This window comes from Methylosinus sp. LW4 (assembly GCF_000379125.1).
Lineage (GTDB): Bacteria > Pseudomonadota > Alphaproteobacteria > Rhizobiales > Beijerinckiaceae > Methylosinus.
Genome location: NZ_KB900626.1, coordinates 829,646 through 855,244 on the forward strand (window position 1 = coordinate 829,646; position 25,599 = coordinate 855,244).

At 64.8% G+C, this 25,599-nt stretch carries 30 protein-coding genes; 24 read left to right on the forward strand and 6 right to left on the reverse strand.

Going from position 1 to position 25,599, the window contains the following annotated elements:
• Positions 1-106 precede the first annotated feature (106 nt).
• The 7 genes from METLW4_RS28240 (at position 107) to der (ending at position 5,451) form a co-directional block, all read left to right on the forward strand.
• The gene (locus METLW4_RS28240; RefSeq protein ID WP_018264940.1) at positions 107-550 is read left to right on the forward strand and encodes a hypothetical protein; all 444 of its coding nucleotides are present in this window, start codon (positions 107-109) and stop codon (positions 548-550) included.
• A gap of 78 nt (positions 551-628) precedes the next feature.
• Positions 629-1,036 (forward strand): DUF350 domain-containing protein, encoded by a 408-nt coding sequence (locus METLW4_RS0104160; protein WP_018264941.1) that lies wholly within the window; start codon positions 629-631, stop codon positions 1,034-1,036.
• A gap of 5 nt (positions 1,037-1,041) precedes the next feature.
• Positions 1,042-1,467, forward strand: coding sequence for a hypothetical protein (locus METLW4_RS23960; RefSeq protein WP_018264942.1), 426 nt, complete (start codon positions 1,042-1,044; stop codon positions 1,465-1,467).
• Complete coding sequence (locus METLW4_RS0104170; RefSeq protein WP_018264943.1) at positions 1,464-2,618, forward strand: glutathionylspermidine synthase family protein; 1,155 nt, start codon at positions 1,464-1,466, stop codon at positions 2,616-2,618. The genes METLW4_RS23960 and METLW4_RS0104170 overlap by 4 nt, the downstream gene beginning before the upstream one ends.
• Before the next feature lie 61 nt (positions 2,619-2,679).
• On the forward strand, positions 2,680-3,045 hold the full coding sequence (locus tag METLW4_RS0104175) for a 2Fe-2S iron-sulfur cluster-binding protein (protein WP_018264944.1): 366 nt from the start codon (positions 2,680-2,682) through the stop codon (positions 3,043-3,045).
• Between the two features lie 244 nt (positions 3,046-3,289).
• Positions 3,290-4,003: a tetratricopeptide repeat protein gene (locus METLW4_RS0104180; protein WP_018264945.1), complete on the forward strand. Its 714-nt coding sequence runs from the start codon at positions 3,290-3,292 to the stop codon at positions 4,001-4,003.
• Between the two features lie 50 nt (positions 4,004-4,053).
• Entirely contained in the window at positions 4,054-5,451 is a 1,398-nt protein-coding gene (der, locus tag METLW4_RS0104185; RefSeq protein WP_018264946.1) for a ribosome biogenesis GTPase Der, read from the forward strand.
• Here der and METLW4_RS0104190 read toward each other — a convergent pair whose 3' ends face one another.
• From METLW4_RS0104190 to METLW4_RS0104200, 3 genes are all read right to left on the reverse strand, one after another.
• Positions 5,452-5,745, reverse strand: a complete 294-nt coding sequence (locus METLW4_RS0104190; protein WP_018264947.1) for a hypothetical protein — start codon at positions 5,743-5,745, stop codon at positions 5,452-5,454.
• 16 nt (positions 5,746-5,761) lie between these two features.
• Positions 5,762-6,379, reverse strand: a complete 618-nt coding sequence (locus METLW4_RS0104195; RefSeq protein ID WP_157234892.1) for a hypothetical protein — start codon at positions 6,377-6,379, stop codon at positions 5,762-5,764.
• 222 nt (positions 6,380-6,601) lie between these two features.
• A complete protein-coding gene (locus METLW4_RS0104200; RefSeq protein ID WP_018264949.1) occupies positions 6,602-7,081 on the reverse strand; it encodes a J domain-containing protein in 480 nt (159 codons plus the stop codon).
• A gap of 255 nt (positions 7,082-7,336) precedes the next feature.
• Between METLW4_RS0104200 and METLW4_RS0104205 the strand changes: the two genes are divergently transcribed.
• The 8 genes from METLW4_RS0104205 to METLW4_RS0104240 all read left to right on the forward strand — a co-directional run bounded on the left by METLW4_RS0104205 (position 7,337) and on the right by METLW4_RS0104240 (position 13,320).
• Positions 7,337-7,756 (forward strand): rubrerythrin family protein, encoded by a 420-nt coding sequence (locus METLW4_RS0104205; RefSeq protein WP_018264950.1) that lies wholly within the window; start codon positions 7,337-7,339, stop codon positions 7,754-7,756.
• A 211-nt stretch (positions 7,757-7,967) separates the two neighbouring features.
• Entirely contained in the window at positions 7,968-9,308 is a 1,341-nt protein-coding gene (locus tag METLW4_RS0104210) for a heterodisulfide reductase-related iron-sulfur binding cluster (protein ID WP_026191232.1), read from the forward strand.
• A gap of 150 nt (positions 9,309-9,458) precedes the next feature.
• Entirely contained in the window at positions 9,459-10,049 is a 591-nt protein-coding gene (locus METLW4_RS0104215) for a DUF3501 family protein (RefSeq protein WP_018264952.1), read from the forward strand.
• A gap of 90 nt (positions 10,050-10,139) precedes the next feature.
• Positions 10,140-10,478: a hypothetical protein gene (locus tag METLW4_RS0104220; protein WP_018264953.1), complete on the forward strand. Its 339-nt coding sequence runs from the start codon at positions 10,140-10,142 to the stop codon at positions 10,476-10,478.
• Positions 10,479-10,575: 97 nt separating this feature from the next.
• Positions 10,576-12,228: a peptide chain release factor 3 gene (locus METLW4_RS0104225; protein ID WP_371212319.1), complete on the forward strand. Its 1,653-nt coding sequence runs from the start codon at positions 10,576-10,578 to the stop codon at positions 12,226-12,228.
• A gap of 57 nt (positions 12,229-12,285) precedes the next feature.
• Positions 12,286-12,567, forward strand: a complete 282-nt coding sequence (locus METLW4_RS0104230; RefSeq protein WP_018264955.1) for a ribbon-helix-helix domain-containing protein — start codon at positions 12,286-12,288, stop codon at positions 12,565-12,567.
• A complete protein-coding gene (locus METLW4_RS0104235) occupies positions 12,564-12,854 on the forward strand; it encodes a type II toxin-antitoxin system RelE/ParE family toxin (protein WP_018264956.1) in 291 nt (96 codons plus the stop codon). The genes METLW4_RS0104230 and METLW4_RS0104235 overlap by 4 nt, the downstream gene beginning before the upstream one ends.
• Positions 12,855-12,936: 82 nt before the next feature.
• Entirely contained in the window at positions 12,937-13,320 is a 384-nt protein-coding gene (locus tag METLW4_RS0104240; protein ID WP_018264957.1) for a hypothetical protein, read from the forward strand.
• Between the two features lie 9 nt (positions 13,321-13,329).
• On the opposite strand, the gene METLW4_RS28245 is transcribed toward METLW4_RS0104240, so the two are convergent.
• Together METLW4_RS28245 and METLW4_RS0104250 are read right to left on the reverse strand one after the other, a co-directional pair.
• Positions 13,330-13,710, reverse strand: coding sequence for a hypothetical protein (locus METLW4_RS28245; protein ID WP_018264958.1), 381 nt, complete (start codon positions 13,708-13,710; stop codon positions 13,330-13,332).
• 99 nt (positions 13,711-13,809) lie between these two features.
• Positions 13,810-15,555, reverse strand: coding sequence for an alkaline phosphatase family protein (locus tag METLW4_RS0104250; RefSeq protein WP_018264959.1), 1,746 nt, complete (start codon positions 15,553-15,555; stop codon positions 13,810-13,812).
• Between the two features lie 403 nt (positions 15,556-15,958).
• On the opposite strand from METLW4_RS0104250, the gene glyA reads away from it, so the two are divergent.
• The 5 genes from glyA (at position 15,959) to METLW4_RS0104275 (ending at position 20,153) form a co-directional block, all read left to right on the forward strand.
• Entirely contained in the window at positions 15,959-17,233 is a 1,275-nt protein-coding gene (gene glyA / locus METLW4_RS0104255) for a serine hydroxymethyltransferase (protein WP_018264960.1), read from the forward strand.
• Positions 17,234-17,296: 63 nt separating this feature from the next.
• Positions 17,297-17,875, forward strand: a complete 579-nt coding sequence (locus tag METLW4_RS0104260) for a hypothetical protein (protein ID WP_018264961.1) — start codon at positions 17,297-17,299, stop codon at positions 17,873-17,875.
• Positions 17,876-17,903: 28 nt separating this feature from the next.
• Complete coding sequence (gene nrdR / locus METLW4_RS23970) at positions 17,904-18,413, forward strand: transcriptional regulator NrdR (RefSeq protein WP_018264962.1); 510 nt, start codon at positions 17,904-17,906, stop codon at positions 18,411-18,413.
• Positions 18,410-19,549 (forward strand): bifunctional diaminohydroxyphosphoribosylaminopyrimidine deaminase/5-amino-6-(5-phosphoribosylamino)uracil reductase RibD, encoded by a 1,140-nt coding sequence (gene ribD, locus METLW4_RS0104270; RefSeq protein WP_018264963.1) that lies wholly within the window; start codon positions 18,410-18,412, stop codon positions 19,547-19,549. The genes nrdR and ribD overlap by 4 nt, the downstream gene beginning before the upstream one ends.
• 1 nt (position 19,550) lies before the next feature.
• Entirely contained in the window at positions 19,551-20,153 is a 603-nt protein-coding gene (locus METLW4_RS0104275) for a riboflavin synthase (protein ID WP_018264964.1), read from the forward strand.
• A gap of 156 nt (positions 20,154-20,309) precedes the next feature.
• Here METLW4_RS0104275 and METLW4_RS27630 read toward each other — a convergent pair whose 3' ends face one another.
• Positions 20,310-20,774, reverse strand: coding sequence for a hypothetical protein (locus METLW4_RS27630; RefSeq protein ID WP_157234894.1), 465 nt, complete (start codon positions 20,772-20,774; stop codon positions 20,310-20,312).
• Positions 20,775-21,066: 292 nt separating this feature from the next.
• Here METLW4_RS27630 and ribH point away from each other — a divergent pair, with 292 nt between their 5' ends.
• The 4 genes from ribH to METLW4_RS0104295 all read left to right on the forward strand — a co-directional run bounded on the left by ribH (position 21,067) and on the right by METLW4_RS0104295 (position 25,575).
• Positions 21,067-21,567 carry a 6,7-dimethyl-8-ribityllumazine synthase gene (ribH, locus tag METLW4_RS0104280; RefSeq protein WP_018264965.1) on the forward strand — a complete coding sequence of 167 codons (501 nt, stop codon included), beginning with the start codon at positions 21,067-21,069 and terminating at the stop codon, positions 21,565-21,567.
• Entirely contained in the window at positions 21,564-22,022 is a 459-nt protein-coding gene (gene nusB, locus METLW4_RS0104285) for a transcription antitermination factor NusB (RefSeq protein WP_018264966.1), read from the forward strand. The genes ribH and nusB overlap by 4 nt, the downstream gene beginning before the upstream one ends.
• Positions 22,023-22,211: 189 nt before the next feature.
• A complete protein-coding gene (gene thiL / locus METLW4_RS0104290) occupies positions 22,212-23,189 on the forward strand; it encodes a thiamine-phosphate kinase (RefSeq protein WP_018264967.1) in 978 nt (325 codons plus the stop codon).
• Between the two features lie 202 nt (positions 23,190-23,391).
• Positions 23,392-25,575, forward strand: coding sequence for a sodium-translocating pyrophosphatase (locus METLW4_RS0104295; RefSeq protein ID WP_026191235.1), 2,184 nt, complete (start codon positions 23,392-23,394; stop codon positions 25,573-25,575).
• Positions 25,576-25,599 lie beyond the last annotated feature (24 nt).

Below are 25,599 nucleotides of genomic sequence, written 5' to 3' on the forward strand. Positions count from 1 at the left end.
CGCGTATCTATTTTCGAAAGGTGCGACTTTGCGCTCGGGATTTGTCATCGGCGTCATTGCGTCGGCGCTGTTCCTTTGCATCGCTTTTCCCCACGGTCGATGAGTCATGGTGGAGGAAGAGCCCGGCATCGAATTGTTCGGCCACGGTCTGGGGCCGAGACGCGCGGAGAGCCCGCGCAAGCGATCGCTTCGCGTCGAACGCGAAGGCATAGCGATCTATGGCCACGGCCTCGGACCGCGCCCGGCTCCGCCGCCTCGCCTCGAGGAGCCCGTCGGCGAATCTCTGCATCTGCCGTCAGAGCAAGCGTGGCCGCTCGCCATCGCGCTGATCGCTCTCGGCGCGATCTCGATCGGAATTTTCGCGCTGGCGCAGATCGTCGATCGTCAAATATGCGCGGCCGATCCGCGGCGCGATTGTGAACGCGGCAGCGACCCGGGAGGCGGGGGCGGCGGAGGTGGGGGCGGCGGCGGCGGCGGCGGTTGGTCGGGATATCATGCCTATTACGGCGGATTCGGCGAAAGCGGCGGCTTTCACGCGGGCGGCTCGTGAGACGGCGCCTGGCTGCGCTTCTATCTTTCGTTCATCCGCTTTGCTAACCTCGTCGCGATTTTTACGAGAGGACCGACCTTGCCAGCAGATCTCGCATCCGGCCTTCTGTCCTTTGCGGCGTATTTTCTCGGGGCCATCGCCTATTGCGCCGCATTTTGCGTCGTCTACACGCGCTTGACGCCGCATTGCGAGTTCGACCTCATCGTCGAGGAGCACAACGCCTCCGCCGCCATCGCTTTCGGCGGCAGCCTCATCGGCTTCGCCATCGCACTCGCCGGCGCGGTGCACAACACGCAGACGGCGCTCGAATTCATCATTTGGGGCTTTGTCGCCTTCGCCACGCAGATCATCGCTTTTCTTCTCGCGCGGCTCGCGCATCCTGGGCTTTCGCAGGCGATCGAGCAGAACGCCATCGCCGCGGCGGTGTGGCTCGGCGCGGTCTCCATTTCCGCGGGCGTGCTCAGCGCCGCCTGCATGAGTCCGTGAGAGCCATGGCCGAGCCGCCGCGCAAGGAATTCGGCCGCCGCGGAATGGCGCCGCCCATCGTCACCCATGCGCCCAAAGGGCTTGCTGGCGGCGGCGCTTCTGCGTCTCCGTTTCGCAAGCGCACGCTCGCCATTGCCGCGATAGCGGTCGGCTCGCTGTCGATCGGCGCGCTCGCGTTGATGGAGAAGCCGCGGCGCGATTGTCCCGAGAGCGCTGATCCCGAGCGGCAGGATTGCAGCCAATCCAGCAGTCAATCCAGCAGCCACGGCGGCTCGGGCGGACATTCCTATTCCAGCGGCTCGTCGTCTTCCTCCTCGCATTCATCCTCGGGCGAGAGCGCGTCCGGCCATGCGGGAGGCTCCTCTCTCGGTCATGCCGTCTCATTCGGCGGTTTCGGCGGCGCCGGCGCTGGCCACGGCGGCGGCTCGTGAGGCGCGAACTTTCGCCGCCGCGGCCGGACTTCGCCGAGGAGGCGCGCAAAATCGGCTTTCAATATGCGCAGCCCGACGGCGAGCCTTATTGGGACGAGAGCGCGCGCTATGTTTTCTCCTTGCGCGAGATCGAGGACGATCTCGAGAAAGCGACGGCCGATCTTTCCGCGCTCAGCGAGGAGGTCGTCGCGCGCATCGTGAAAGACGAGCGGGCGCTCGAGCGTCTGCGCATTCCACGTCACGCATGGGGGCTCATCGCCGAGAGCTTCGCGCGGCGCGATCCTTCGCTCTATGGCCGTTTCGATTTTTCCTTTGGCGGGGACGGGCCGCCGAAGCTGCTCGAATATAACGCCGACACGCCGACGAGCCTTTACGAATCCTCCGTCGTGCAATGGTTCTGGCTCGAGCAGATGATCGCGCGCGGCCATTTGCCGAAAGGCGCGGATCAGTTCAACTCGCTGCATGATCGCCTGATCGCGCGCTGGCGCGAGATCGCCGACGGCGGCCCTGTGCATTTCGCCTGCATGACGCAGAGCGTCGAGGATCGCGGCAATGTCGCCTATCTCGCCGATTGCGCGACGCAGGCCGGCTCCTGGACCGCGCGCATCGACATGCGCGACATCGGCCTCGCAGGCGAGAGATTCGTCGATCGCCTGGGCCGGCGCGTGGAGCGAATGTTCAAGCTCTATCCCTGGGAATGGATGTTCGCCGACGCTTTCGGCAAATCGGCGGCGATGGGCGCGACGCGTTTCGTCGAGCCGCCATGGAAAGCGATCGCGTCCAGCAAGGGATTTCTCGCCTATTTGTGGGAGGCGGCGCCGGGCCATCCCAATCTTCTGCCCTGCTTCTTCGAGGATGACGCGCGCGCTGCGTCTTTGACGCGATATGCGCGCAAGCCGCTCTACTCGCGCGAGGGCGCCAATGTCGCGCTCTACGATGGAGAGACTCTGCTCGCGCGCACGGATGGCGACTATGGCGGCGAAGGCTTTGTGCATCAGCAATTATGCGCGTTGCCGAGCTTCGGCGGACGTCATCCCGTGCTCGGCTGCTGGCTCGTCGGCGGCGAGCCGGCCGGCATGGGCGTGCGCGAGGATTCGTCATTGGTGACGACGGATCGCTCGCGCTTTTTGCCGCATGCGATCATCGATTGACGCTTACCCAGTCGGGGCGTACGCTCTTCCCTGCAAAATAAAAAAACAAGGGAGGACGGCCATGCCCGATGTCACCTTCTCCACCCCTCTTCTCCATAAAAATGTGACGGTCTATGCGGTCGCCGGCGACACGCACACGATACTCGCCGTCGCCGAGGCGAATAAGATTCCGATCCCGCATGATTGCAAGGACGGCGAATGCGGCTCCTGCCTCATCGAGGTGACGCCGCTCGACGACAAGACCATGGGCGCGACGCTCACCGAGAAGGAGAAAGCGCAGCTGAAATCCATGGGCAAGATCACAGCGGAGGAGATTTCCCGCGCGGTGGTCGACGATATTCCGCCCAAGTTTCGGCTCGCCTGCCAATATGTGGTGCGCGACCAGGACATATTGGTGAAATTCACCGGAGAGCCCGGCGGCGCCTGACTCTGAGCCCGAGCGCTTTCGATCCAGAGCCGCAGGCCGGCTCTGGATCAGACGCGTCGACAGCCCCCTCGAGCGGGCGCCGCGCTATATCGATCCTGGCGATTTTCCCGCCGGCTTCGCCCCTGGCTGTGGCGAAGCCGGTTTCGGCGCGGGCGACGCCCGGGGAACTGGCCTTGCGTGCGCGCGCATGCTAACAGCGGCCTCCGCGCCGGGAACCGCCGGCGCCCACGCGACAGGAGCGGTCATGTCCGACATTTTCCACGAGGTCGACGAAGACGTCCGCCGGGACAAGGCGGCCAACCTCTGGAAGCGCTATCAGACGCCGGTGTTCGTCGGCGCTTTTCTGGTCGTCGTCGCGACGGGCGTCTACAGCTTCTACGAGAGCAATCGCTTGAAGACGGCCGAGGCCGCCAATCTGCGTTTCGACGCGGCCGCCGCTTTGGCGACCGACGGCAAGGACGCCGAGGCGGTCGCCGCCTTCGAGGCGCTGGCCAAGGATTCGCCGCGGGGCTACGCCACTCTGGCGCGCATGCGCGCTGCCGAGGGGCTGGCCAAGACCGACAAGGCCAAGGCCGTCGCCGCCTTCGCCGCCATCGCCGAGGACAAGGGCGTCGACAAGCTGACCCAGCAGGTCGCCAAGCTGCGCGCCGGCGTGCTGCTGCTCGAGCAGGGCGACCGCCAGAAGATGGCGGATCTGCTCGGCGAGCTCGTCACCGCCAATGGCCCGTTCCGCTACACGGCGCAGGAGCTCATCGGGCTCGACGCGCTGCAGGACAGCGATTTCGACGAGGCCGAGCGCGCCTTCAAGGTGATCCTCAACGATCAGGAGGCGCCGCACGCCATGCGCCAGCGCGCCGGCGCCTATAAGGCGCTGCTGGACGCCGCGCGCGGCTCCGCGCCGCCGCCGGCCGCCAAGGAGCCGGCCGCTCCCGCTTCCGCACCCGCTCCCGCCAAGTAAGCGCGAGCCTCACAGGCGGCGTCGCCGCGACGTTGGACCAAAGGGCCACAATGTCCTTCACGCTCGCCATCATCGGCCGGCCGAATGTCGGCAAGTCGACTCTGTTCAACCGGCTCGTCGGCAAGAAGCTCGCGCTCGTCGACGATCGGCCCGGCGTGACGCGCGACCGCCGCGAGGGCGAGGCGCGCCTCGCTGATCTGCGCTTCACCATCATCGATACGGCCGGGCTGGAGGAAGGCGCCTCCGCCACGCTGGAAGGGCGCATGCGCGCGCAGACCGAGGCGGCGATCGAGACCGCCGACGCCATTCTCTTTATGATCGACGCGCGCGTCGGCGTGACGCCGGACGATAAATATTTCGCCGATCTGGTGCGCCGCGCCGGCAAGCCGGTGATCCTCGCCGCGAATAAATCGGAAGGGCGCAAGGGCGAGGCGGGCCTGGTCGAGGCCTATGAGCTCGGCCTCGGCGATCCCGTGCCGCTCTCCGCCGAGCATGGCGAGGGCCTCGGCGAATTCTACGACGCGCTGCGCGAGGCGCTGCCGGAGGCGACAGCGGATTGGGAAGAGGACGAAGAGGCGACGACCGACGTCGCCGTCTCGTCCGATGAGGACGGCAGCGAGGTCGATCCCACCAAGCCGCTGCGCATCGCCGTGGTCGGGCGGCCCAACGCCGGCAAATCGACGCTCATCAATCGGCTGCTCGGCGAGGACCGCCTGCTCACCGGGCCGGAGGCGGGCATTACCCGCGACAGCATTTCCGTGCCTTTCCGCTGGCGCGACCGCGATATGAAGCTCTTCGACACCGCCGGCCTGCGCAAGCGCGCCAAGGTCGTCGACAAGCTGGAGAAGCTCGCCGGCGCCGATGCGCTGCGCGCCGTGCGCTTCTCGGAGGTGGTCGTGCTGCTGCTCGACTCGGCCATTCCATTCGAGAAGCAGGATTTGACCATCGCCGATCTCGCCGCGCGCGAGGGCAGGGCCGTGGTCATTGCGCTCGGCAAATGGGATGCGGTGGACGATCCGGGAACGCGCCTCGGCAAGCTGCGCGAGGAAGCCGAGCGCCTGCTGCCGCAGATCAAAGGCGCGCCGGTCGTGGCCGTCTCGGGCGTGACCGGCTATGGGCTCGACAAGCTCATGCGCGCCATTCTCGATGTGCATGAAGTCTGGAATCGCCGCATTTCGACCGCGCGGCTCAATCGCTGGCTGGAGAGCGCGATCGACGAGACGCCGCCGCCGGCGGTCTCCGGCCGGCGCATCAAGATCCGCTATATGACGCAGGCCAAGGCGCGGCCGCCGCATTTCATTCTGTTCGGCAATCAGCTCGACGAGCTGCCGACGAGCTATCAGCGCTTTCTCACCAATGGATTGCGCCGCGCCTTCGATCTTCCCGGCACGCCGATCCGCATCTCGACGCGCTCGGGCGAGAATCCGTTCGACAAGGGGAAGAGGTAGTCATCCTCGCTCGACGTCCGATTTCTTCGGCGCGAGCGACGGCTTCGCCGGCGCCTCGACGATCAGCTCGGTCGTCTGGTCTCTCCTGAATTGCTCGGGCCGTGTGATGGGGGTCAGCGGATGCCAAAAATCATAGGCGCCGGGCTTTGTCGGATCGGCGGACCCTCTGTTCGCGCGCTCCGATCGGCCGATCGGCAGCAGGGTGAGCAGCGCGCCGAAAAGAGCGAGCGTCAAATCGAGCTCGCTGAGTAGAATGGCGGAAATGATGCGGGCGTGTCTTCGGAAAAAGCGCATGTTCGGCTCCGTGCTCTCAACGCCTTTCTAAAATGTAGCTTTTCACGAAATGGCTCTGTGCGAGCTGGACGACAATGCCGGCGCCGACAGCGAGGAGCGCCCCGTAAATTTCTTCCGGTGAGCCGGAGAGCAGCGTTGCGCCGACCACCACGCAAAACAGGACATAGCCCAGGTTGCGAATGATCGCGCCGAGCGCCCGTCCGAGACTGCGAAATGGCGGCGCATCATCGATAGTCGAAGCATCTACTTCGAGGCTCTCCGCGCCATGAGCGGCTTCGATGCGCGCCCTTATGATCTCCACGAGCTGCGTCGTTTCAATGTCGAGGCGCAAAGCAGGGAGAAAAATTTCCTGCGGCATTCGGCGGTCGCATTGGGCGATCCAGTTCCAGAAACTGCCGCGTAGAAAGCGTCGCGTCGCGACAGGCGTCAGTCGCAGCGTCCACCATTCGCGTCCGCCGTGCTTCGTCCGGGAGATCGATTCGAAGTCCCGCCAGGGCAGGAGCTCGGCGGACACGGAGGGATAGACCAAGCCCTCTGCATCGATGACTAGGGCGGGAGATCGGTCGAGCAGCTTTCCGAACGCCGAGAGCGTCGCTGCGCCGCAAAATAGCGCGCCGATCGCCGCCAGCGTCATGACGACCAGACCGAATAGTCCCGAGAACAGCACGGAGACGCTGGCGATGGTCAATCCGGCGGCGAGCAGAGCGCGGCCCCAAAGGTCGCCGCCGCGTAAATATCGCGTTTCGATCCTATAATGCTCTGTCGTCTGCCCCATCGCCGCCTCCGGGACTTGCAATGGAGGCAGACTACAACGATCGCTGCTTTCCGGGAACGGAAATCGGTCGCCCCGCGCTCCTCAGCTCGCCCCTTCGAACTGCGCCAGCAGCGCGTCGCGCGCCTCGGCGATGCGGCGGTAGTCCTCCGCGCTGCCGCCGGCGTCGGGATGGGCGGTCTTGGCGAGGCGACGGAAGGCGGATTTGATCTCGGCCGGCTCCAGCGCGCCTTCCAGAGGCAATTCCAGCGTCTCGCGATGCTCCTGATTGTCGTCCTGGTCGAAATCGAACATCTTCTGGAAGGCGGCGCGCTGCTTGCGGCCCTCCAAGCGCAGCTCGACCTGATCTTCCTTCCAGCGTTGGAGCGACATCACGAAGCAGGCGCCGAAGGCGATGCGGCCCTGCGTCTCCAATTCGTCCAGGCTGAACGGCCCCACCACATCATAGGGCGGCGCGAGACAGGCCATGCGGACGCCGTCGACGGTCTCGACGCGGCCGATCGCGACCTTGTCGGATACGCCGAGCGAGCCGTTCCAGACGACCCAGTCCAATTGCTCCGCCATTCGGTCCGCTCTCGTGCCGTCGGGCGCTCCGTCGCTTTTGTGCGAAAGGGGCCGCCGCATTCGTACAATCTCACGTTACATGCAGTTTCGAAGCCAATATCGCGTTGCAGCATGGTTTTTGACCCGCCGTCCCCAGCCAAAGGCCGCTATGGCGCTTGGCAAGCGGTAATTTCAAATTATTCTAAACAAGGGCGTTCCGACTGGCCGTCGGGACAGCGGGCGTCCCCATGAGAGTACATCCAAGGAGCTTTAGTCATGGCTACGCTCAAGGGCACCAAGACCGAACAGAATCTGAAGGATGCGTTTGCCGGCGAGTCTCAGGCGAACCGCCGCTATCTCTATTTCGCGCAAAAGGCCGATATCGAAGGCCATAATGACGTCGCGACCGTGTTTCGCTCCACCGCCGAGGGCGAGACGGGCCATGCCCATGGCCATCTCGAATTTCTCGAGGTGGTGGGCGACCCCGCGACCGGACTGCCGATCGGCAAGACCGAGGACAATCTGAAGGCCGCCGTCGCCGGCGAGACGCATGAATATACGGATATGTATCCGGGCTTCGCGCGCTCGGCCCGCGAGGAGGGCTTCGAGGAGATCGCCGATTGGTTCGAGACGCTGGCCAAGGCCGAGCGCTCGCACGCCGGCCGCTTCCAAAAGGCGCTCGACGAGCTGAAGTAAGCGCGCGACCCGATTTCCGGCTGATCCTTTGCGCGGCCTTCGCCGCCTTCCTTCTCCCCGCCTGCGGGGAGAAGGTGCGGATGAGGGGCTCGGGGCGTTTTCCGTCTGTGGCTCACGCCCCGAGCCCCTCATCCCGGCCCTCTCCCCGCGCGCGGGGAGAGGGAGAAAACGCATGAGCCGATCGGAATAATTCGACCAGGGCATGGAAGCGATGAGAGAAGGCGGGCTCGAGGCGCCCTTCCGGCGTCCATTGGATTGGGAAAATCCAGATTTCTACGACGAGGCGAAGCTCGACGCCGAAATGCGCCGCGTGCTGGATATTTGTCACGGCTGCCGGCGTTGCTTCAATCTCTGCGATTCCTTTCCGCGCCTGTTCGATCTCGTCGACGAGTCGGCGAAAGGCGAAGTCGAGACCGTCGCCAGCGCGGATTTCAAAAAGATCGTGGACGCTTGCACGCTCTGCGACATGTGCTTTTTGACCAAATGCCCTTATGTGCCGCCGCATGAGTTCGATCTCGACTTCCCGCATCTGATGCTGCGCTATCGCGCCGTCGAGGCGAAGAAGAAGGGCGTCGGCTTCGCGGATCGCCAGCTCGCCGAGACCGACCGCAATGGCGCATTGGCGACGAAACTCGCGCCGCTCGCCAATTGGGCGACCGATTGCGTACACACGGCTGCGCGCGATGCGTTGGAGAAGCTCGCCGGCCTGCATCATGAGGCCGTGCTGCCGAAATATTCGAAGAAGACGCTGGCCGCGCTCGCGAAGGAGACGCCGGCCGAGGTGAACAGAGAGGCGCCGGGCTTCGGCCGCAAGGCGGTGATCTACGCCACCTGCTTCGGCGAATATAATGATCCCGGCGTCGGCCTCGCCGCGCGCGCCGTGCTCGCCAAGAATGGCGTCGAGACGGAGATTCTGCACCCGCATTGCTGCGGAATGCCGCTGCTGGAGCAGGGGCTCATCGGCGAGGTCGCGGCTTCCGCGAAACAGGTCGCGGCCGCCTTCGAGCCTTGGATCGACAAGGGCTATGACATTATCGCGCTGGTTCCCTCCTGCGCGCTGATGCTGAAATTCGAATGGCCTTTGATCGTCACTGATGATCCAAAAGTGAAGCGTCTCGCCGCCTCCACCTATGATCTCAGCGAATATGTCGTCGGCCTTGCGCGCAAGGAGGGGCTGGCGGAAGGGCTCTCGCCGATCGAGGGCGGCGTCGCTTTCCATGTCTCCTGCCATTCGCGCGCGCAGAATATCGGGCGGAAAGGCGCTGAGCTGTTGAATCTCGTTCCGCAGGCCGATGTCGCCGTCATCGAGCGTTGCTCCGGCCATGGCGGCGCCTGGGGCTATAAGGCGCAGAATTTCGAGACGGCGCTGAAGGTCGGCAAGCCGGTGGCGCGACAGGCGCAATCCGCCGGCAAAGCCTATATCGTTTCCGAATGTCCGCTCTCCGGCCCGCATATCGCGCAGGGCATGGAGCGACTGGACGCGGAGGCGAAAAAGCCCGAGCTTCTCGTCCATCCGATCGAGCTGATCGCGCGGGCCTATGGGGTGAAGTGAGGCCCCTCCCTCACCCTCCCCGCTGGCGCGGGAGAGGGGGCGGCCGGCGTTTCGCGAACCCTCGATGAAGGGCCGAATCTGCTCCCTCTCTCGCGAAGCGGGGGAGGGCCGGGGAGGGGGCTCGCGTAGCTTGAAGAATTGGAGCGATCAATGGCGCAAAAGCACCACATCACCGTCGCCGATCTTCTTCCGCCGGACGAATATGCGAAGATCCGCGTCGAGAGCCGCCGCCGCATCGCCGCGCGCAAGCGCAGTCGCCGCGTCGAGGTCGGGCCTTTCGTGACCTTTTATTTCGAGGATTTCGAGACGATCTGGCTGCAGATCCAGGAGATGATCCACATAGAGAAGGGGACGCTCGAGCAGGCGCCGAGCGAGATCGCCGCCTATGCGCCGCTGATCCCCAAGGGCCGCGAATTGGTCGCCACTTTCATGATCGAGATCGATGATCCGCTGCGCAGAAAGCGCGTGCTGGACACGCTGGGCGCGATAGAGGAGACCGCCTTCATCGAATTGGGCGGCGAGCGCATCGCCGGCGTCGCCGAGGCGGACCAGGACCGCACCAGGGAGGACGGCAAGGCCTCCGCCGTGCAATTCGTGCATTTCCCCTTCACCGACGTGCAGGTCGCGGCTTTTCGCGAGCCGGGAGCGCGCGCGCTGATCGGCTTCACCCATCAGAATTACGGGCATATCGCAGTGATGCCGGAGGCGGTGCGGGCGGAGCTGTCGGGCGATTTCGACTGACGGCTGCGCGAGTCGTGGCTTTGGCCACATCCTTTCGGAAGCGCGTCTCGTAAATCTTCGTCCATCGCAATGGCGAGCAAGGGGACGAAAATGAACGAGATCATGACCTATCAGCAATGGATGACGCGCACCTATATTTTCGGCGCGAAAAGGAGCGCCGAGCTCAGGGCCGTCGACAACGCGCTTCTCGGCTATCATGTCAACGGCACGAGCCAATCGCTGCTCCTTCTCGAGAGCAAATTCGATGCGTTCGTCGTCAAGAAAGCCCAAATGAGAGGCCGCTTTGTGACGGGCTATGACTATGACGGGCTCACCAAGCGAGACGGTCGAAAGATCGACGGAGTCGGACCCGTGACGGAGCTCGGCAGACAGATCAGGCTCCATGAGCATTCGTCCGCTCACAAATTCGCGGTCTCGAGCCTCCTGTGAGATATCACCGATTCATTCGCCTGCCTCGCTGATTTTTCAGTATTTTAACCCTTGGAGCAGTCCCGTCGGCCTTCGACCCTCTGGCCTTATCGGTCGAATGACCTTAAAGGGCGTGGCGACATTCGCCACTCCCTTCCAGCGAGTTCGAGACTTGACCACCTCCCAGCCGAGCGACCCCGTCTCGCGGCGGCGCACCTTCGCCATCATTTCCCACCCGGACGCGGGCAAGACCACGCTCACCGAGAAGCTTCTGCTGTTCGGCGGCGCGATCCAGCTCGCCGGCGCGGTGAAGGCCAAGCGCAACGCCCAGCAGACGCGCTCGGACTGGATGAGCATAGAGCGCGAGCGCGGCATTTCCGTCGTCACCTCGGTGATGACCTTCGAATATGGCGATTGCGTCTTCAACCTGCTCGACACGCCGGGCCATGAGGACTTTTCGGAGGACACCTATCGCACGCTCTCCGCCGTGGATGCGGCGGTGATGGTGATCGACGCCGCCAAGGGCATAGAAGCGCGCACGCGCAAGCTGTTCGAAGTGTGCCGGCTGCGCGATATTCCGATCGTCACCTTCATCAACAAGCTCGATCGCGAGGGGCGCGATCCTTTCTCGCTGCTCGACGAGATCGAGAAGACGCTGGCGCTCGACACGGCGCCGGTGACTTGGCCGATCGGCTCCGGCCGCAGCTTCGCCGGCACCTACTGCTTCGCGACGAAATCCGTGCGCAAGATCGACGCCGACACCGAGCCGATGGTGGTCTCCGGCCTCGACGATCCGGCGCTGCTCGCGCTGCTGCCGGCGCATGAGGCGGACGCTTGGCTGGAAGAGGCCATGCTCGCCGAGGAGGGCTGCAAGACGTTCGAGCTCGCGGCGTTTCGCGAGGGGCATTTGACGCCGGTCTTCTTCGGCAGCGCTCTGCGCAATTTCGGCGTGCGCGATCTCATCGACGCAATGGCCGAATATGCGCCCTCGCCGCGCGGGCAGGACGCCGACAAGCGCCATGTCGAGGCCAAGGAGCCGAAGATGGCCGGCTTCGTGTTCAAGATTCAGGCGAATATGGACCCCAACCATCGCGACCGCATCGCCTTCATGCGCGTCTGCTCGGGCAAGCTCTCGCGCGGCATGAAGGCGAAGATCGTGCGCACGGGCAAAACCATCTCGCTCAATGCGCCGCAATTCTTCTTCGCGCGCGACCGCTCCATCGCCGATGAAGCCTATGCGGGCGATGTGGTGGGCATTCCCAATCATGGTATTTTGCGCATCGGCGACACGCTCACCGAGGGCGAGGAGATTTCCTTCCGCGGCGTGCCGAGCTTCGCGCCGGAAATTCTGCGCCGCATCGTCATCTCCGACGCCATGAAGGCCAAGAAGCTGCGCGAGGCGTTGCGCCAGCTGGCGGAGGAGGGCGTGGTGCAGCTCTTCCTGCCCAATGACGGCTCCGGCGCGCTGGTCGGCGTCGTCGGCGCGCTACAGCTCGACGTGCTGGCGACGCGGCTCGAGGCCGAATATGGGCTGGAGACGAAATACGAGACCTCGCGCTTCGGCATATGCCGCTGGATCACCTCTCAGGACCCGATCGCGCTGAAGAGCTTCATCGACTCGCACGGCTCCTCGATGGCGGAGGACATAGACGGCGCGCCCGTGTTCATGTCGTCGAGCGAGTTCCAGCTTCGCTATGACGCGGAGCGGCATTCGTCCATCGTGTTCTCGGATGTGAAGGATTATCAGAAGAGCGGGGCGGGGAAGGGGTGAGCGGCTCGCTGTCGCCTGTGGCGCGATCGTGTTACAGTTTTCGCGAGGAGAGCGCGGATGGCGAATGTCGAAAAGCGGAGCTTCAGCCTGCCGACCGAGAATTTGGCCTTCATCGAGGCGAAGGTCTCCGCCGGAGACTATGCTTCGGAGAGCGATGTGATCCGCGCGGCGCTTTCCGCCTTGCAGGAGCGGGACGCCGCCGTCGAGCGATGGCTACGGGAAGACGTCGCGCCCGTTTATGACGCCATGCGCGCCGAGCCGGACCGCGCCGTCTCTATCGACTCGGTATTCGACGAGGTGCGGGCGCGTCACGCGTTTCGATCGAAGGATCGCGGTTGAGACGGCGAGCGATCGTTTTCTCGCCAGAAGCGCGCGACGACATTCTGCAGATTTACGATTGGATAGAAGAGAGGGCCGGCTCGGACGTCGCGCTCGCCTATATCGGCCGGCTCGAAACCTATTGCCGGGCGTCCGAAAGAGGGCGTCGCAGAGATGATCTGCGGCCTGGGCTTCGTGCGGTCGGTTTCGAGCGGCGCGTGACGATCGCCTTTTTCGTCGAGGAAGAGCGCGTCACTATCCTTCGCCTGTTCTACGGCGGCAAGGACTGGGAGGCCGCTCTGGCCTGACGATCCTCGCCACGGCCAAGCGAGACAATCCGTTCGCCTTCGCCTATGCTGCCCGATCGCAAGAGCAAAGGAGCACCGACCCATGTCCGAGGCGTCGTCCGGCCTCAATCTCGATCCGATCGGAGAGGATTTCATTCTGAGCCGGAAAGGCGACGATGGCGTGACGGCCAAAATCGTCCTCACCGCCGCCGATATTCTCGACTTGACCCGCTCCGCCCTGGCGCTGCGCGAGAAGGGCCTCGCTCAGCGGCAGCCGGCCAGCGGCGAGGTCGAGGCGGTGCTGGCGACGCCGGTGGAGTCGATCGCGCTGCACCGGGAGATGCTCGGCGACAATCTTCTGCTCACCCTCGTCTCGCCGGACGGCAATCGGCTCGCCTTCGCGCTTCCCTCGGCGGTCGCGGGCGATCTCGTTGAACGGCTCTTGGCCGTTCTCGCGACGCAGACCGCCGCGCCGGCGCGGCAATGAGCCGGCGCGTCAGGGCGAGACGCGATATTCCTCGGTGAGATCGCCGCGGATCAGCGTGACGATCTTCTCCGTTCCCGAGCGGAGCCAGCGCGCGTGGCAGATTTTCGGCCCGCACAGAACCTCGGGGAAGCGATAGAGCGGCTTGCCGGAGGGGAGCTTGAGGCCGAAGCCGGCGTCCGGCCTCCAGCCCTGCGCGGCGAGCTGGTCGCGAAACTCCCGATAGAGCGGCAATTGCGAGAATTCGGCGTCCTGCGCGACCGCCGCTCCCGACAGGAGCGCGAGAAGCGAGCCGATGCAGGCGAGCGTCGCGCGCCGACCGGAGCTGGAGGAATTCATCTTGGCGAGCCCCTTCTGCTGCGCGGGCGAACGGGCCGGCGCCGCAGGCTTCATCGCATGATCGCGCAGCTCTGAAAAGTTCGACGCGACTTTCGTGACAAAGATGAAAACGGCCCCGCTCGCGCGGGGCCGTTTTCTCGTGCGTGGCGTCGCTCAGCGCTCGGCGGCTTCCAGCGCCCGCGCGAGGCTGTGGACCTCCGCGTCGCGGGAGCCGAGCGGGGCGAGATGATGGCGCTCCTCGATCAGCTTCAGGATCGAGGTCGTGTCGTAATTCACATGATCCACCCCGGAGCGGTCGAAGCGCTTGGAGATCAGCAGCGCCGGAATGCGCGTGCCGGGACCCCAGCGATCATGCGCGCCGCCGCCGGCGTGATGCTCGCGGCCGTGATGGCGTTCGCCTTCGGCCACTTGCTCGGTCTGATAGGGCGGCGGCGGGACATGGTCCCAGGCGCCGCCGAACTCGTCATAAGTGACGATGATGAGCGTCTCGCGCCCGTCGGGGCCGTTGACGATGGAGGCGATCAGATCGACGAGATGCGAGCTGCCATCCGGCTCGCTGGCGTAGCCGGGATGCTCGTTTTCCGCGCCGATCAGCTTCACGAAGCTGACGGGCTTGAGCCGCCCGGTCTTGGCGAGCTGAACGAACTCGGCCTCGTCGCGCAGATGATCGCGGCGCGCCGCCGTGCCCGGCGCATAGGCCTTGAAATAGTTGAATGGCTGATGGTGGAACTGGAACAGCTTGTCCGGGCAGTTCGGAAAGACCGCCGTCGCCAGCGCGTTCGGATCGGCGCAGTTCGTCCCGGCGCCATTGGTCCAGCCGGGCGCGCCTATGTCGCCATTGGCGTTGGACCAGCCGCCCGAATACCAGGCCCAGTCGATCCCGCGCGCGGAGAGGCGATCGCCGATCGTCGGATTTTCCAGCGGCGGCAGACGCTTCGCCTCCGCCGTGCCGGGCGCGTAGGGCTGATAATAAGGCTGGGTCGTGTTGACCGCGAAATCGCCGCAGACGACAGTCGCCGGCGTCGCCGGACGTCCCGCGGGCGGGGTGCAGGAGGCGGTCAGCTGCGCGTCCTTGGCGGCGGAGCCGAGCGAGTTGGAATAGAGCGGCGCGCCGGTCGCCATGCCATTGGCGTCGACCACTGAATGGAGGTCGTTCGCGCTGGCGTCATTCGGCGCATTGGCGAAGACCGGCGTCGCCGCGGCGACGAGCCATTGATGATTGAGGAAGGAGCCGCCGAAGGCCGATTGGAAGAAATGATCGGCGATGACGTAATGCGGCGCGCCATGCTTGTGGAGCGCGACATAGATCGGCAGCTTGGTGGTGTCGTAATAGCCCATGGAGAGGCCGGCGGCGTCGCTGCCCGTCACATAGCGGTTCTGCTTGCCGCCGTTGATCTGGAACTGCTCGCTGTAATAGCGATGCACGAGATCGCGCGTGCAGCCGCCCGTGAGGGCGCCGGCGGCGTTCTTCGGCACGCCATTCGCAGCGGAGACGCCGGGCGCGGGACAGGTCTTGTCGGTCGAGGCGATATAATCGTCGATCTCGAAGGGCTTGTTCTGGAAGGCGCTCACAAAGGACGTCGCGCCGGTCGCATCCGTGCAGCTCGTCGCCAAAGGCGAGGGCGAGGCGAGATTCGCATCATTCTGTAGCAGGCAGGAATAGGCGGTGGTTCCGTCGGCGCGGACCTGCTTGGTGTGCGCGGCGTCGGCGAAGGGCAGTCCCTGCACCGGCTCGCCATTCACCGCGCCCCACAGGCCGAACAGATTGTCGAAGCTGTGGTTTTCTTGGTAGATGACGACGATGTGATTGAATTCGTGCAGAGATTCTGAGCTGGCGGGAGTAGCCGACGCCGCGCAGGCGAGGGCCGCGAGGCCGCCGATCGAGTGCTTCAGGAACATTTTGTAGCCCCCTTATATTGGCGGGGCGGACGCTAGCGACGCAAAATATCGGGCCTGTGACAGTCGCGGCGACGCTTCGATCGCCTGCGACGCCCCAGAAAGCGGAGCGAATTGGCCGGCGCCGCGACAAACTCCGTCTCCGCGTCGGTTGCGCCTCTTTTCGTCCCTGCGAGAGCGTGATAAGCGAACCCTCACACCGATGCGCGAGCGCGCATTCTGCGGCCGGATTTCGATCGGCCGGAAGAGTTTTGCGCTGAAAACGGGAGCTCGAGGCCGTTTCGGGGTCGCCGTTTCCGGCGTCCCCGAGCGAAACCTCGCTTCCCGCGAACGGCTCCGCCCGAAGGCGCGGGCGAGCCGGGAGCCGCCGTCACTTGCCGCGCCTTGTCTCGATAGAGGATGCTAAATGAGCCAATCCGCTTTCTTCACTGCCTCGCTCGCCGATTCGGACCCTGATCTCGCCAAGGCCGTCGGCCTCGAGCTCGGCCGTCAGCGCGACGAGATCGAGCTCATCGCCTCCGAGAACATCGTGTCCAAGGCGGTTCTGGAAGCGCAGGGCTCCGTCCTCACCAACAAATATGCCGAAGGCTATCCGGGCAAGCGCTATTACGGCGGCTGCCAATTCGTCGACATCGCCGAAAATCTGGCGATCGAGCGCGCCAAGCAGCTGTTCGGCGCCGGCTTCGCCAATGTGCAGCCGAACTCCGGCAGCCAGGCCAATCAGTCGGTGTTCCTCGCGCTGGCGACGCCCGGCGATACGTTCTTGGGCCTCGATCTCGCCGCTGGCGGCCATCTGACCCACGGCTCGCCGGTCAATCTCTCCGGCAAATGGTTCAAGCCCGTTCCCTATACGGTGCGCAAGGACGATCAGCGCATCGACATGGAGCAGGTCGCCGCTCTCGCCGCCGAGCACAAGCCGAAGATCATCATCGCGGGCGGCTCCGGCTATTCGCGCATTTGGGACTTCGAGGCCTTCCGCAAGATCGCGGATAGCGTCGGAGCCTATTTCATGGTCGATATGGCGCATTTTGCCGGTCTGGTGGCTGCGGGCCTGCATCCGTCGCCCTTCCCGCACGCCCATGTCGTCACCACCACCACGCATAAGACGCTGCGCGGCCCGCGCGGCGGCATGGTGCTGACCAATGACGAAGAGATCGCCAAGAAGATCAATTCGGCAGTCTTCCCCGGCCTGCAGGGCGGCCCGCTGATGCATGTCATCGCCGGCAAGGCGGCGGCCTTCGGCGAGGCGCTGAAGCCGGAGTTCAAGGCCTATCAGCAGCAGGTCAAGGACAACGCCCAGACTCTGGCGCAGACGCTGGTCGACGCCGGCCTCGCCATCGTCTCCGGCGGCACCGACAATCATCTGATGCTCGTCGACCTGCGTCCGAAGAAGCTGACCGGCAAGGCGGCGGAAGCGGCGCTCGGCCGCGCCCACATCACCTGCAACAAGAACGGCATCCCCTTCGACCCGGAGAAGCCCTTCGTCACCTCCGGCATCCGCCTCGGCTCGCCGGCCGCCACCTCGCGCGGCTTCGGCACGGCCGAGTTCAAGACGGTCGGCGGCTATATCGTCGAGGTGCTGGACGGTCTCGCCGCCAAGGGCGAGGCGGACAACGCCGCGACCGAAGCCGCGGTGAAGGAGAAGGTCCACGCGTTGACGGCGAAGTTCCCGATCTATTGATCGGATGATGTCCCCCTCCTTCCAATTGGGAGGAGGGGGACGCATAAATAGGATTTGGTGAGCATGTCGGAAGCGAAAGTGTTCGGACGGACGACGCTGGGTCTTTTTGACTTTCTCGCTTCACCGGCTGTCATATTTTTTCGCTTTGTTCTCGTGCTCCTTGTTTCGCTCTTGCTGGCATTCGGCCTATGGCTTGTCTTGCTAGTCGATGCGATGAAGTTTCTGCGACCGGAAATGGTGGATGCTCCGTTTGACCCGAGCTTGGTTGGCGGTTGGTTTTTCCGTTCCCCGGCGCCTTGGTTCGCGCTCGGTTCCGTGCTGGTCGCCTTTGCTTCTGCGATTCTGAAAATATATTTTAAATTCAATCGGATGGTCCCGGGGGCTCTCGATCGTTATTACGAATTGGATGCGATCTCTATTCTTTCGAGGGACGGCGCCGGGGTCACGAAAATTTGGCCATGGTCCAGTCTGAAGGCCGTTAAATTGACGAAGAAGAAGCTTGTCTTCCGAGAGCCGAGTTCTGGCCTCATGGCTATCCCTACAAGGGCTTTCTGTTCAGAGGACAGAAAACGGATCGGCGAGTTCGTCTCGATGCCGCCACTCTCGAAGCAGCTCGAAACCGAGAGCACCGACGCGACATGAAAAGTCGGAAGCGACGAAAGCAACACTGATGCGCTGTCCCTATTGCGGCTCGCCCGACACGCAGGTGAAAGACTCCCGGCCGGCCGAGGATTCCTCCTCGATCCGGCGTCGGCGCGTCTGTCCCGGCTGCGGCGGCCGTTTCACCACTTTCGAGCGCGTGCAGCTGCGCGAGCTGATCGTGGTGAAGAAATCGGGCCGCCGCGTGCCTTTCGATCGCGACAAGCTGATGCGCTCGCTGGAAATCGCGCTGCGCAAGCGGCCCATCGATCCCGAGCGCGTCGAGCGCATGGTCAATGGCGTCGTACGCCAGCTCGAGAGTTCCGGCGATACGGAGATCGAGAGCACGCAGATCGGCGAATTGGTGATCCAGGGCCTCAAAACGCTCGATGACGTAGCCTATGTGCGTTTCGCCTCCGTCTATCGTGACTTTCGCGAGATCGGCGATTTCCATGCGCTGATCGACGAATTGTCGCATAGCGAGGGCGAGCAGCGCGCGGATACGGTGGTGGACGCCGAAACCGCGCCGGGCGGGAGATGACCGCGACGAAGCCGCAATCCGATTCACTGGACCTTCTGGACGACGCCTTCATGGCGGCGGCGCTGGCGCTCGGCCGGCGCAATCTCGGCCGCACCGGGCCCAATCCCGCCGTTGGCGCGATCCTCGTCAAGGATGGCGTCGTGATCGCGCGCGGCTATACGGCGCTGGGCGGGCGTCCGCATGCCGAGGCGGTCGCCGTGGCCGCCGCTGGCGAGGCTGCGCGCGGCGCGACGCTCTACGCCACTCTGGAGCCATGCTCCCATCACGGGGCGACGCCGCCCTGCGTGGACACGATCATCGCCTCTGGAATCGCCCGCGTCGTCTCGGCGCTCGAGGACCCGGACGATCGCGTCGCCGGCCGCGGCCACGCCCGGCTGCGGGAAGCGGGAATAGAGGTGACGACCGGCGTGCGTGCGCGTGAGGCTCGCGCCGATCATCTCGGCCATATTCTGCGGGTGACGCAGGGGCGGCCCATGGTCACTCTGAAGCTCGCCCAGACGGCGGACGGCTACGCCGCCGGGGCCGAGCACGACCCGCGCCTCTTCATCACCGGCGCGCTCGCCGATAGCGTCACCCATATCGAGCGCGCGCTGCACAGCGCGATCATGGTCGGCTATGGCACTGCCTCTGTCGACGACCCGCTGCTCACCGTGCGCCTGCCCGGCCTCGAGGCCTTCAAGCCGCTGCGTGTGGTGCTGGATGCGCGTTTGAGCCTGTCGCGCAGCTCCCGCCTCGCCGCCACGGCGCGCGAGACGCCGACGCTCGTCATCGTAGGGGAGGGCGTCGCCGAGGCCGAGGCGCAGGACTTCGCCGCCGCCACCGGAATAGAGGTCGCGCGCGCCGGAGTGGACGCCGCCGGCCGCCTTGTTCTGGGGGAAGCGCTCGGCCTGCTGGCGCAACGTGGAATCACCCGCGTCTTCAGCGAGGGCGGTCCCCGCATCGCCGAGAGCCTGCTCGCCGCCGCGCTCGCCGACGACGTCGTTCTCCATACCGGGCTGAAGCCGCTCGGCCGTCAGGGCCGGCTCGCGCTCACCCCGGCGGCGCGCGCCATTCTCGAGGATGAGAGCCGCTATCGCCTCGCCGATACGGCCATGCTCGGCGTCGATCGCATGACCCGCTACGAGAGGATCGGCTGAAATGTTCACGGGCCTCGTCACCGACGTCGGCGAAATCCTCGCGGTCGAGCCGCGCGGCGAATTGCGCCGCCTGGCCATCGCCTGCGCCTATCCGCTGGAGAGCATCGCGCTCGGCGCCTCCATCGCCTGCTCCGGCCCATGCCTCACGGCGGTGGGCCTGCGCCGCGATGGCGCCCGCACGGTCTTCGAGGTGGACGCCGCCGCCGAGACCTTGGCGCGCACCACGGCGGGCGAATGGGCGGTCGGCCGCCGCATAAATCTCGAGCGCTCGCTGACGATCGGCGACGAATTGGGCGGCCATATCGTCACCGGCCACGTCGATGGCGTCGCGACGATTGTCTCGCGCGATGATTTCGACGGCATGTCGCGCTTCTGGATCGAGGCGCCGCATCAATATGCGCGCTTCATCGCCGAGAAGGGCTCTGTGGCGCTGGACGGAACCTCGCTCACCGTGAATGCGGTGGAGGGCGACCGCTTCTCCGTTCTCATCATCCCGCACACGCTCGCGGTGACGACCTGGGGCGGCTACAGGGCAGGGGACCGCCTCAACCTCGAGGTCGATCTGATGGCGAGATACGCCGCCCGGCTGGCGGAAGCGAAGTAGGGCGTCATCATTCGGCTCGCGACGACGGCGTCTTGCACAACGCTGGCTGGGCCTGTCCAAGCTGTTGAAGCGATTGGCGTTGTCATTTCGTATCGGACAGACTATCGAACTGCGTCCTAACGTGGATGCCGCTGTGCATCAGGCGTTCTCAAATGTTCATGAAGTTGCTAAAATTAAATATGAGGATTCGCCTTCGATGAGGCGCTCGAACTCATCAGCGAATTTCTTTAAATCTTCATAATATAGAAAATAGCTGCATTGACCTCCAGAGCCCAGTCCTTTCTTCCAATATTCTGGGTGTGGCGTAAATGCTCTGACCTTCATCACCAAAAGGCCTGTTGTATTTAATTTTGCCACGGAAATGTAGAAATTTTCGTTAGAGATGTTATCTCCGGCGTCATCAAAATATCCTCCAGATATAAATGGCTCTTCAATCAATGGAAAACCGCGAAGCGCGGACACAAAAATTTTGAGCTCCGCGATACTGAAAAATGCCGCTCCGCTGGCACAAAAATCTTCTCCGAACGCTCGTATCGCCAACTCGACAGAATCCTCGGCTCTCTCTCTAGCAGAAAAAGAGATGTGCCGTGCTCCCGTCTCAGACGGATTCGAGATAGACATTCAGTCCTCCTCGTCGGCCAAAAAATAATTGATTACGAGCCGATAGCCATCGGCGCAAATATGTGTCCGACGACATTCGCGAGCGGTAGGCTTTCCCCGAAAAAATGTGTATCCATCGCCGCTTCGTTTCTAGAGAGCGTCGCGCGCCCCCTCCCCAGCCCTCCCCCGCTTCGCGGGAGAGGGGGCAGGTTGCGCGTTTCATAAGAGAGTGCGCGCAGCGCTCATTGCATCCCTCTCCCGCGAAGCGGAAGAGGGTGAGGGAGGGGCGGCCCCTCCGCCCATGGAGTCGTGAATGGCAGGGTCCTACCGCGCCGATGACGATGATCTCGCGCCTGTCGAAGGCGCGCGCATTCTCGTCGTCGAATCGCATTTCAACGAAGATATCGTCGAGCTTCTGCACGAGGGCGCCGTCCGCGCGCTGGAGGAGCTCGGCTGCGACGTCACCACCATCACCGTCCCCGGCGCGCTGGAGCTGGCGGCCGGCGCGGCCATAGCGCTGGACGCGGCCGAGGCCGCCGGCGCGCCTTATGAGGGCGTGGTGGCGCTCGGCTGCGTCATTCGCGGCGACACCTATCATTTCGAGATCGTCGCCAATGAGAGCGCGCGCGCGCTCACTGAGCTTTCGGTCGCGCGCCGTCTCCCGCTCGGCAATGGCGTCCTGACCGTGGACAATGAGGAGCAGGCGACCGTGCGCGCCGATCCCAAGCAGGGCGGGGCCGACAAGGGCGGCGACGCCGCGCTGGCCGCGCTGGCGCTGGTGCGCCTGAAGCGCAAGCTCGGAGGCCGCTCGTGAGCGTCGAGGAGAGATCGGCGGCGCGGCTCGCCATTGTGCAGGCGCTCTATCAGATGGAGGTCGCCGGCAAGGGCCTCAACGAGATCTACGCCGAATTCGAGTCGCATTGGATCGGCCGCGAGATCGAGGGCGACCAATATAAGCCGGCCGAGCTGCAGTTTTTTCGCGATATCGTGAAGGGCGTGCTCGACAATCAGGCGACGATCGACCGCGCGCTCGACCAGGCTTTGCAGGGCGGCTGGCCGCTGCAGCGCATAGAGGCGGTGATGCGCGCCATATTGCGCGCGGGCGGCTTCGAGCTGGGGTTTCGGCGCGACATACCTGTCAAAGTGGTCATCAAGGAATATGTGGACGTCGCCGGCGCATTTTTCGGCGCGACCGAATCCGGCATGATCAACGCCGTGCTGGATCGTCTGGCGCGACAGGCGCGGCCGGAGCATTTTTCCGAGAAGTGAGGCGCGTGATCGAAACCACGCGCCCTCATCCTGAGGCGCTTTTTGCGGAACGCAAAAAGCCTCGAAGGATGCTTCAGAAGGCGCGGCGGCCCATCCTTCGAGACGGCCCCTTCGGGGCCTCCTCAGGATGAGGGGACTGTTCGGCCAGGGGCGATGCGAGCCGGGAGACTCGCTTTCGAGAGAGAGTTCATGGCGGAGCGCCGCTTCAGCGAGGACGAGCTGATCGCCGAAATCTTCGCGCCGCTCGCCGCGGAGAGCGCCTTCGGCCTGCGCGACGATGCGGCTCTGCTGCCGTTGGGCGGAGCGCGGGAGGTCGTCGTCACCACCGATGCGCTGGTTTCCGGCGTGCATTTCTTCCCCGACGATCCGCCTGGCCTCGTCGCCAAGAAGGCGCTGCGCGTCAATCTCTCCGATCTCGCGGCCAAGGCGGCGGAGCCTCTGGGTTTTCTGCTTACTCTGGCGCTGCCGCCCGATTGGACGAATGACTGGGCGCGCAGCTTCGCCGCCGGCCTCGCCGAGGATGCGCGCGAATTCGCCTGTCCGCTGCTCGGCGGCGACACGACGGCGACGCCCGGTCCTCTGACCATCTCCATCGCCGCCTTCGGCCGCGCGACGCGCTTCGTCTCGCGATCGGGCGCGCGGCCGGGGGATCGCATTTTCGTCTCCGGGACGATCGGCGACGCCGCGCTCGGCCTCGGCGTCGCGCGCGGCGAGGCTTTCGCGGAAAGGCTCGGCGAGGGCGCGCGGACGCATCTGCTCGAGCGCTACCGGCTTCCGCAGCCGCGGCTGCCCTTGATCGCAGCCTTGCGCGCGCACGCCAGCGCCGCCATGGACGTCTCCGATGGGCTCGCGGGCGATCTCGCCAAGCTGCTGCGCGCGAGCGGCACGAGCGCGCGGGTGGAGCTCGAGAAGGTTCCGCTCTCGGCGGCGGCGCAGGAGGCGATCGCGCGCGAGCCGGAGCTGCTCTCCCGCGCGGTCACGGGCGGGGACGATTACGAGATCCTCTGCTGCGCCTCCGCCGAGGCCGCCCCCGCGCTGGCGGCAGGGAAGGCGGGGATCGCCCTCGCTGAGATCGGCGTCGTCACAGCCGGCGCCGAGCCGCCACAATTCTTAAATTCTTCTGGAACGATTATAAAATTCAACCGTCTATCCTTCAGTCACTTCTAATCGCGCGGCGGTGCGCGACCTTTGCCGGCATTGCCGAAAACCGGTGTTTCTGGCATGACTGACGCGCTTTTCCCCCGGCGCCGCAGCCGTACGATTCGACTGCGGTCGGACTATCGTTGTCGCGGGGACGAAATTGCCGCAAGCGCGGGCCACGAGAACAAATCAGCGCGCGCGGCCGAGGAACGGAGAGGGCGCAATCGTCATGGTATTGTTTCTCAGCATCGTCTTCGGACTATTGTCTGTCGCCTATGGCGTCAAGACTTGGCAAGAACTCGAGAAGGCGGACGCCGGCTCTGCGCGCATGCAGGAAATATCCGGCGCCGTCGCGGAAGGCGCGCAGGCCTATCTGAAACGCCAATATACGACGATCGCCTATGTCGGCGGCGTCATCTTCGTGCTGCTCGTCATTCTGCTCGGCTGGGCGGTGGCCTTCGGCTTTCTCATCGGCGCGGTGCTCTCCGGCGCGGCCGGCTTCATCGGCATGAATGTCTCCGTGCGCGCCAATGTCCGCACCGCGCAGGCGGCGACGAAATCGCTCGCCGGCGGGCTCGACATCGCCTTCAAGGCGGGCGCGATCACCGGCCTGCTGGTCGCCGGCCTCGCTTTGCTCGGCGTCGCGATCTATTACTTCATCCTCACCGTCTTCGCGGGCTATGCGCCTTCCGATCGCGTCGTGGTCGACGCGCTGGTGGCGCTCGGCTTCGGCGGCTCGCTGATCTCCATCTTCGCGCGCCTCGGCGGCGGCATCTTCACCAAGGGCGCGGATGTCGGCGCCGATCTCGTCGGCAAGGTCGAGGTCGGCATTCCCGAGGACGATCCGCGCAACCCCGCCACCATCGCCGACAATGTCGGCGACAATGTCGGCGATTGCGCCGGCATGGCGGCCGATCTCTTCGAGACCTATGTCGTCACCATTGTCGCGACCATGGTTCTGGCGTCGATCTTCTTCGCCGGGCAGGCGGGCCTCGCCTCTGCGATCGTCTATCCGCTGGCGATCGGCGGCCTTTCCATCGTCACCTCCATCGCCGGCACCTATTTCGTGAAGCTCGGCGCCGATGATTCCGAGATCGGCAAGATCGCCGGCCCGTTGTTCGACAAGATCGGCGTGCCGGACACGATCATGGGCGCGCTCTACAAGGGCCTCATCGCCGCCGGCGTGCTGTCGATCGGCGGCCTCTTCCTCGCCACCACCTTCACGGTCGGCTGGGGTGAGATCGGCAAGGCCAATGGCGAGGCGATCCACGGCTATGGCCTGTTCTTCGCCGGCCTCATCGGCCTCGTCGTGACAGGCCTCATCGTCTACATCACCGAATATTACACCGGCACGGGCAAGCGCCCGGTGGCGTCGATCGCCCAGGCCTCGGTGACGGGCCATGGCACCAATGTCATCCAGGGCCTCGCCGTCTCGCTCGAGGCCACGGCGGCGCCGGCGATCGTCATCGCGCTCGGCATCATCTTCGCTTATCAGGCGGGCGGGCTCTATGGCGTCGCCATCGCCGTGACGACCATGCTCGGCCTCGCCGGCATCATCGTCGCGCTCGACGCCTTCGGCCCGGTGACCGACAATGCCGGCGGCATCGCCGAAATGGCGGGCCTGCCCAAGGAAGTGCGCCACAATACCGACGCGCTGGACGCCGTCGGCAACACCACCAAGGCCGTCACCAAGGGCTACGCCATCGGCTCCGCCGGTCTCGGCGCGCTGGTGCTGTTCGCCGCCTATTCCAATGATCTGCGGCATTTCACCGAGAGCGGCGTTCCCTACTTCAAGGATATCGGCAAGGTCGATTTCGATCTCGCCAATCCTTATGTCGTCGCCGGCCTCATCCTCGGCGGCCTCATCCCCTATCTCTTCGGCGGCGTCGCCATGACGGCGGTCGGCCGCGCGGCCGGCTCCGTGGTGGAGGAGGTGCGCCGCCAGTTCAAGGAGAAGCCCGGCATAATGGATGGCACGGAGCGCCCGGATTACGGCCGCGCCGTCGACATGCTGACGCAGGCGGCGATCAAGGAGATGATCGTTCCGTCGCTGTTGCCGGTGCTGGCGCCGATCGTGGTCTATTTCGGCGTGACGCTGATTTCCGGCTCCAAGGCCAATGGCTTTGCGGCGCTGGGCGCGGCGCTTCTCGGCGTCATCGTCAACGGCCTCTTCGTCGCGGTCTCGATGACCTCCGGCGGCGGCGCCTGGGACAACGCCAAGAAGAGCTTCGAAGACGGCTTCACCGACAAGGACGGCGTCACCCATTACAAGGGCGGCGACGCGCACAAAGCCTCGGTGACGGGCGACACGGTCGGCGACCCCTATAAGGACACCGCCGGCCCGGCCGTGAATCCGGCGATCAAGATCACCAACATTGTGGCGTTGCTGCTGCTGGCGATTTTGGCGCGGTGAGAGCGGGCGAATAGCGAGTAGCGA

Excerpts from the sequence above, each read along its gene's own strand:
- METLW4_RS23960 (WP_018264942.1), top strand. The coding sequence starts at position 1,042 with ATGGCCGAGCCGCCGCGCAAGGAATTCGGCCGCCGCGGAATGGCGCCG.
- ribD (WP_018264963.1), top strand. The coding sequence starts at position 18,410 with ATGACCGCGACGAAGCCGCAATCCGATTCACTGGACCTTCTGGACGAC.
- METLW4_RS0104220 (WP_018264953.1), top strand. The coding sequence starts at position 10,140 with ATGAACGAGATCATGACCTATCAGCAATGGATGACGCGCACCTATATT.
- ribH (WP_018264965.1), top strand. The coding sequence starts at position 21,067 with ATGGCAGGGTCCTACCGCGCCGATGACGATGATCTCGCGCCTGTCGAA.
- METLW4_RS0104215 (WP_018264952.1), top strand. The coding sequence starts at position 9,459 with ATGGCGCAAAAGCACCACATCACCGTCGCCGATCTTCTTCCGCCGGAC.
- METLW4_RS0104230 (WP_018264955.1), top strand. The coding sequence starts at position 12,286 with ATGGCGAATGTCGAAAAGCGGAGCTTCAGCCTGCCGACCGAGAATTTG.
- thiL (WP_018264967.1), top strand. The coding sequence starts at position 22,212 with ATGGCGGAGCGCCGCTTCAGCGAGGACGAGCTGATCGCCGAAATCTTC.
- METLW4_RS0104260 (WP_018264961.1), top strand. The coding sequence starts at position 17,297 with ATGTCGGAAGCGAAAGTGTTCGGACGGACGACGCTGGGTCTTTTTGAC.
- METLW4_RS0104225 (WP_371212319.1), top strand. The coding sequence starts at position 10,576 with ATGACCTTAAAGGGCGTGGCGACATTCGCCACTCCCTTCCAGCGAGTT.
- METLW4_RS0104295 (WP_026191235.1), top strand. The coding sequence starts at position 23,392 with ATGGTATTGTTTCTCAGCATCGTCTTCGGACTATTGTCTGTCGCCTAT.
- nrdR (WP_018264962.1), top strand. The coding sequence starts at position 17,904 with ATGCGCTGTCCCTATTGCGGCTCGCCCGACACGCAGGTGAAAGACTCC.
- METLW4_RS28240 (WP_018264940.1), top strand. The coding sequence starts at position 107 with ATGGTGGAGGAAGAGCCCGGCATCGAATTGTTCGGCCACGGTCTGGGG.
- METLW4_RS28245 (WP_018264958.1), bottom strand. The coding sequence starts at position 13,710 with ATGAAGCCTGCGGCGCCGGCCCGTTCGCCCGCGCAGCAGAAGGGGCTC.
- METLW4_RS27630 (WP_157234894.1), bottom strand. The coding sequence starts at position 20,774 with ATGTCTATCTCGAATCCGTCTGAGACGGGAGCACGGCACATCTCTTTT.
- METLW4_RS0104200 (WP_018264949.1), bottom strand. The coding sequence starts at position 7,081 with ATGGCGGAGCAATTGGACTGGGTCGTCTGGAACGGCTCGCTCGGCGTA.
- METLW4_RS0104190 (WP_018264947.1), bottom strand. The coding sequence starts at position 5,745 with ATGCGCTTTTTCCGAAGACACGCCCGCATCATTTCCGCCATTCTACTC.
- METLW4_RS0104180 (WP_018264945.1), top strand. The coding sequence starts at position 3,290 with ATGTCCGACATTTTCCACGAGGTCGACGAAGACGTCCGCCGGGACAAG.
- METLW4_RS0104210 (WP_026191232.1), top strand. The coding sequence starts at position 7,968 with ATGAGAGAAGGCGGGCTCGAGGCGCCCTTCCGGCGTCCATTGGATTGG.
- METLW4_RS0104175 (WP_018264944.1), top strand. The coding sequence starts at position 2,680 with ATGCCCGATGTCACCTTCTCCACCCCTCTTCTCCATAAAAATGTGACG.
- METLW4_RS0104240 (WP_018264957.1), top strand. The coding sequence starts at position 12,937 with ATGTCCGAGGCGTCGTCCGGCCTCAATCTCGATCCGATCGGAGAGGAT.
- glyA (WP_018264960.1), top strand. The coding sequence starts at position 15,959 with ATGAGCCAATCCGCTTTCTTCACTGCCTCGCTCGCCGATTCGGACCCT.
- METLW4_RS0104275 (WP_018264964.1), top strand. The coding sequence starts at position 19,551 with ATGTTCACGGGCCTCGTCACCGACGTCGGCGAAATCCTCGCGGTCGAG.
- METLW4_RS0104195 (WP_157234892.1), bottom strand. The coding sequence starts at position 6,379 with ATGACGCTGGCGGCGATCGGCGCGCTATTTTGCGGCGCAGCGACGCTC.
- der (WP_018264946.1), top strand. The coding sequence starts at position 4,054 with ATGTCCTTCACGCTCGCCATCATCGGCCGGCCGAATGTCGGCAAGTCG.
- METLW4_RS0104205 (WP_018264950.1), top strand. The coding sequence starts at position 7,337 with ATGGCTACGCTCAAGGGCACCAAGACCGAACAGAATCTGAAGGATGCG.
- METLW4_RS0104250 (WP_018264959.1), bottom strand. The coding sequence starts at position 15,555 with ATGTTCCTGAAGCACTCGATCGGCGGCCTCGCGGCCCTCGCCTGCGCG.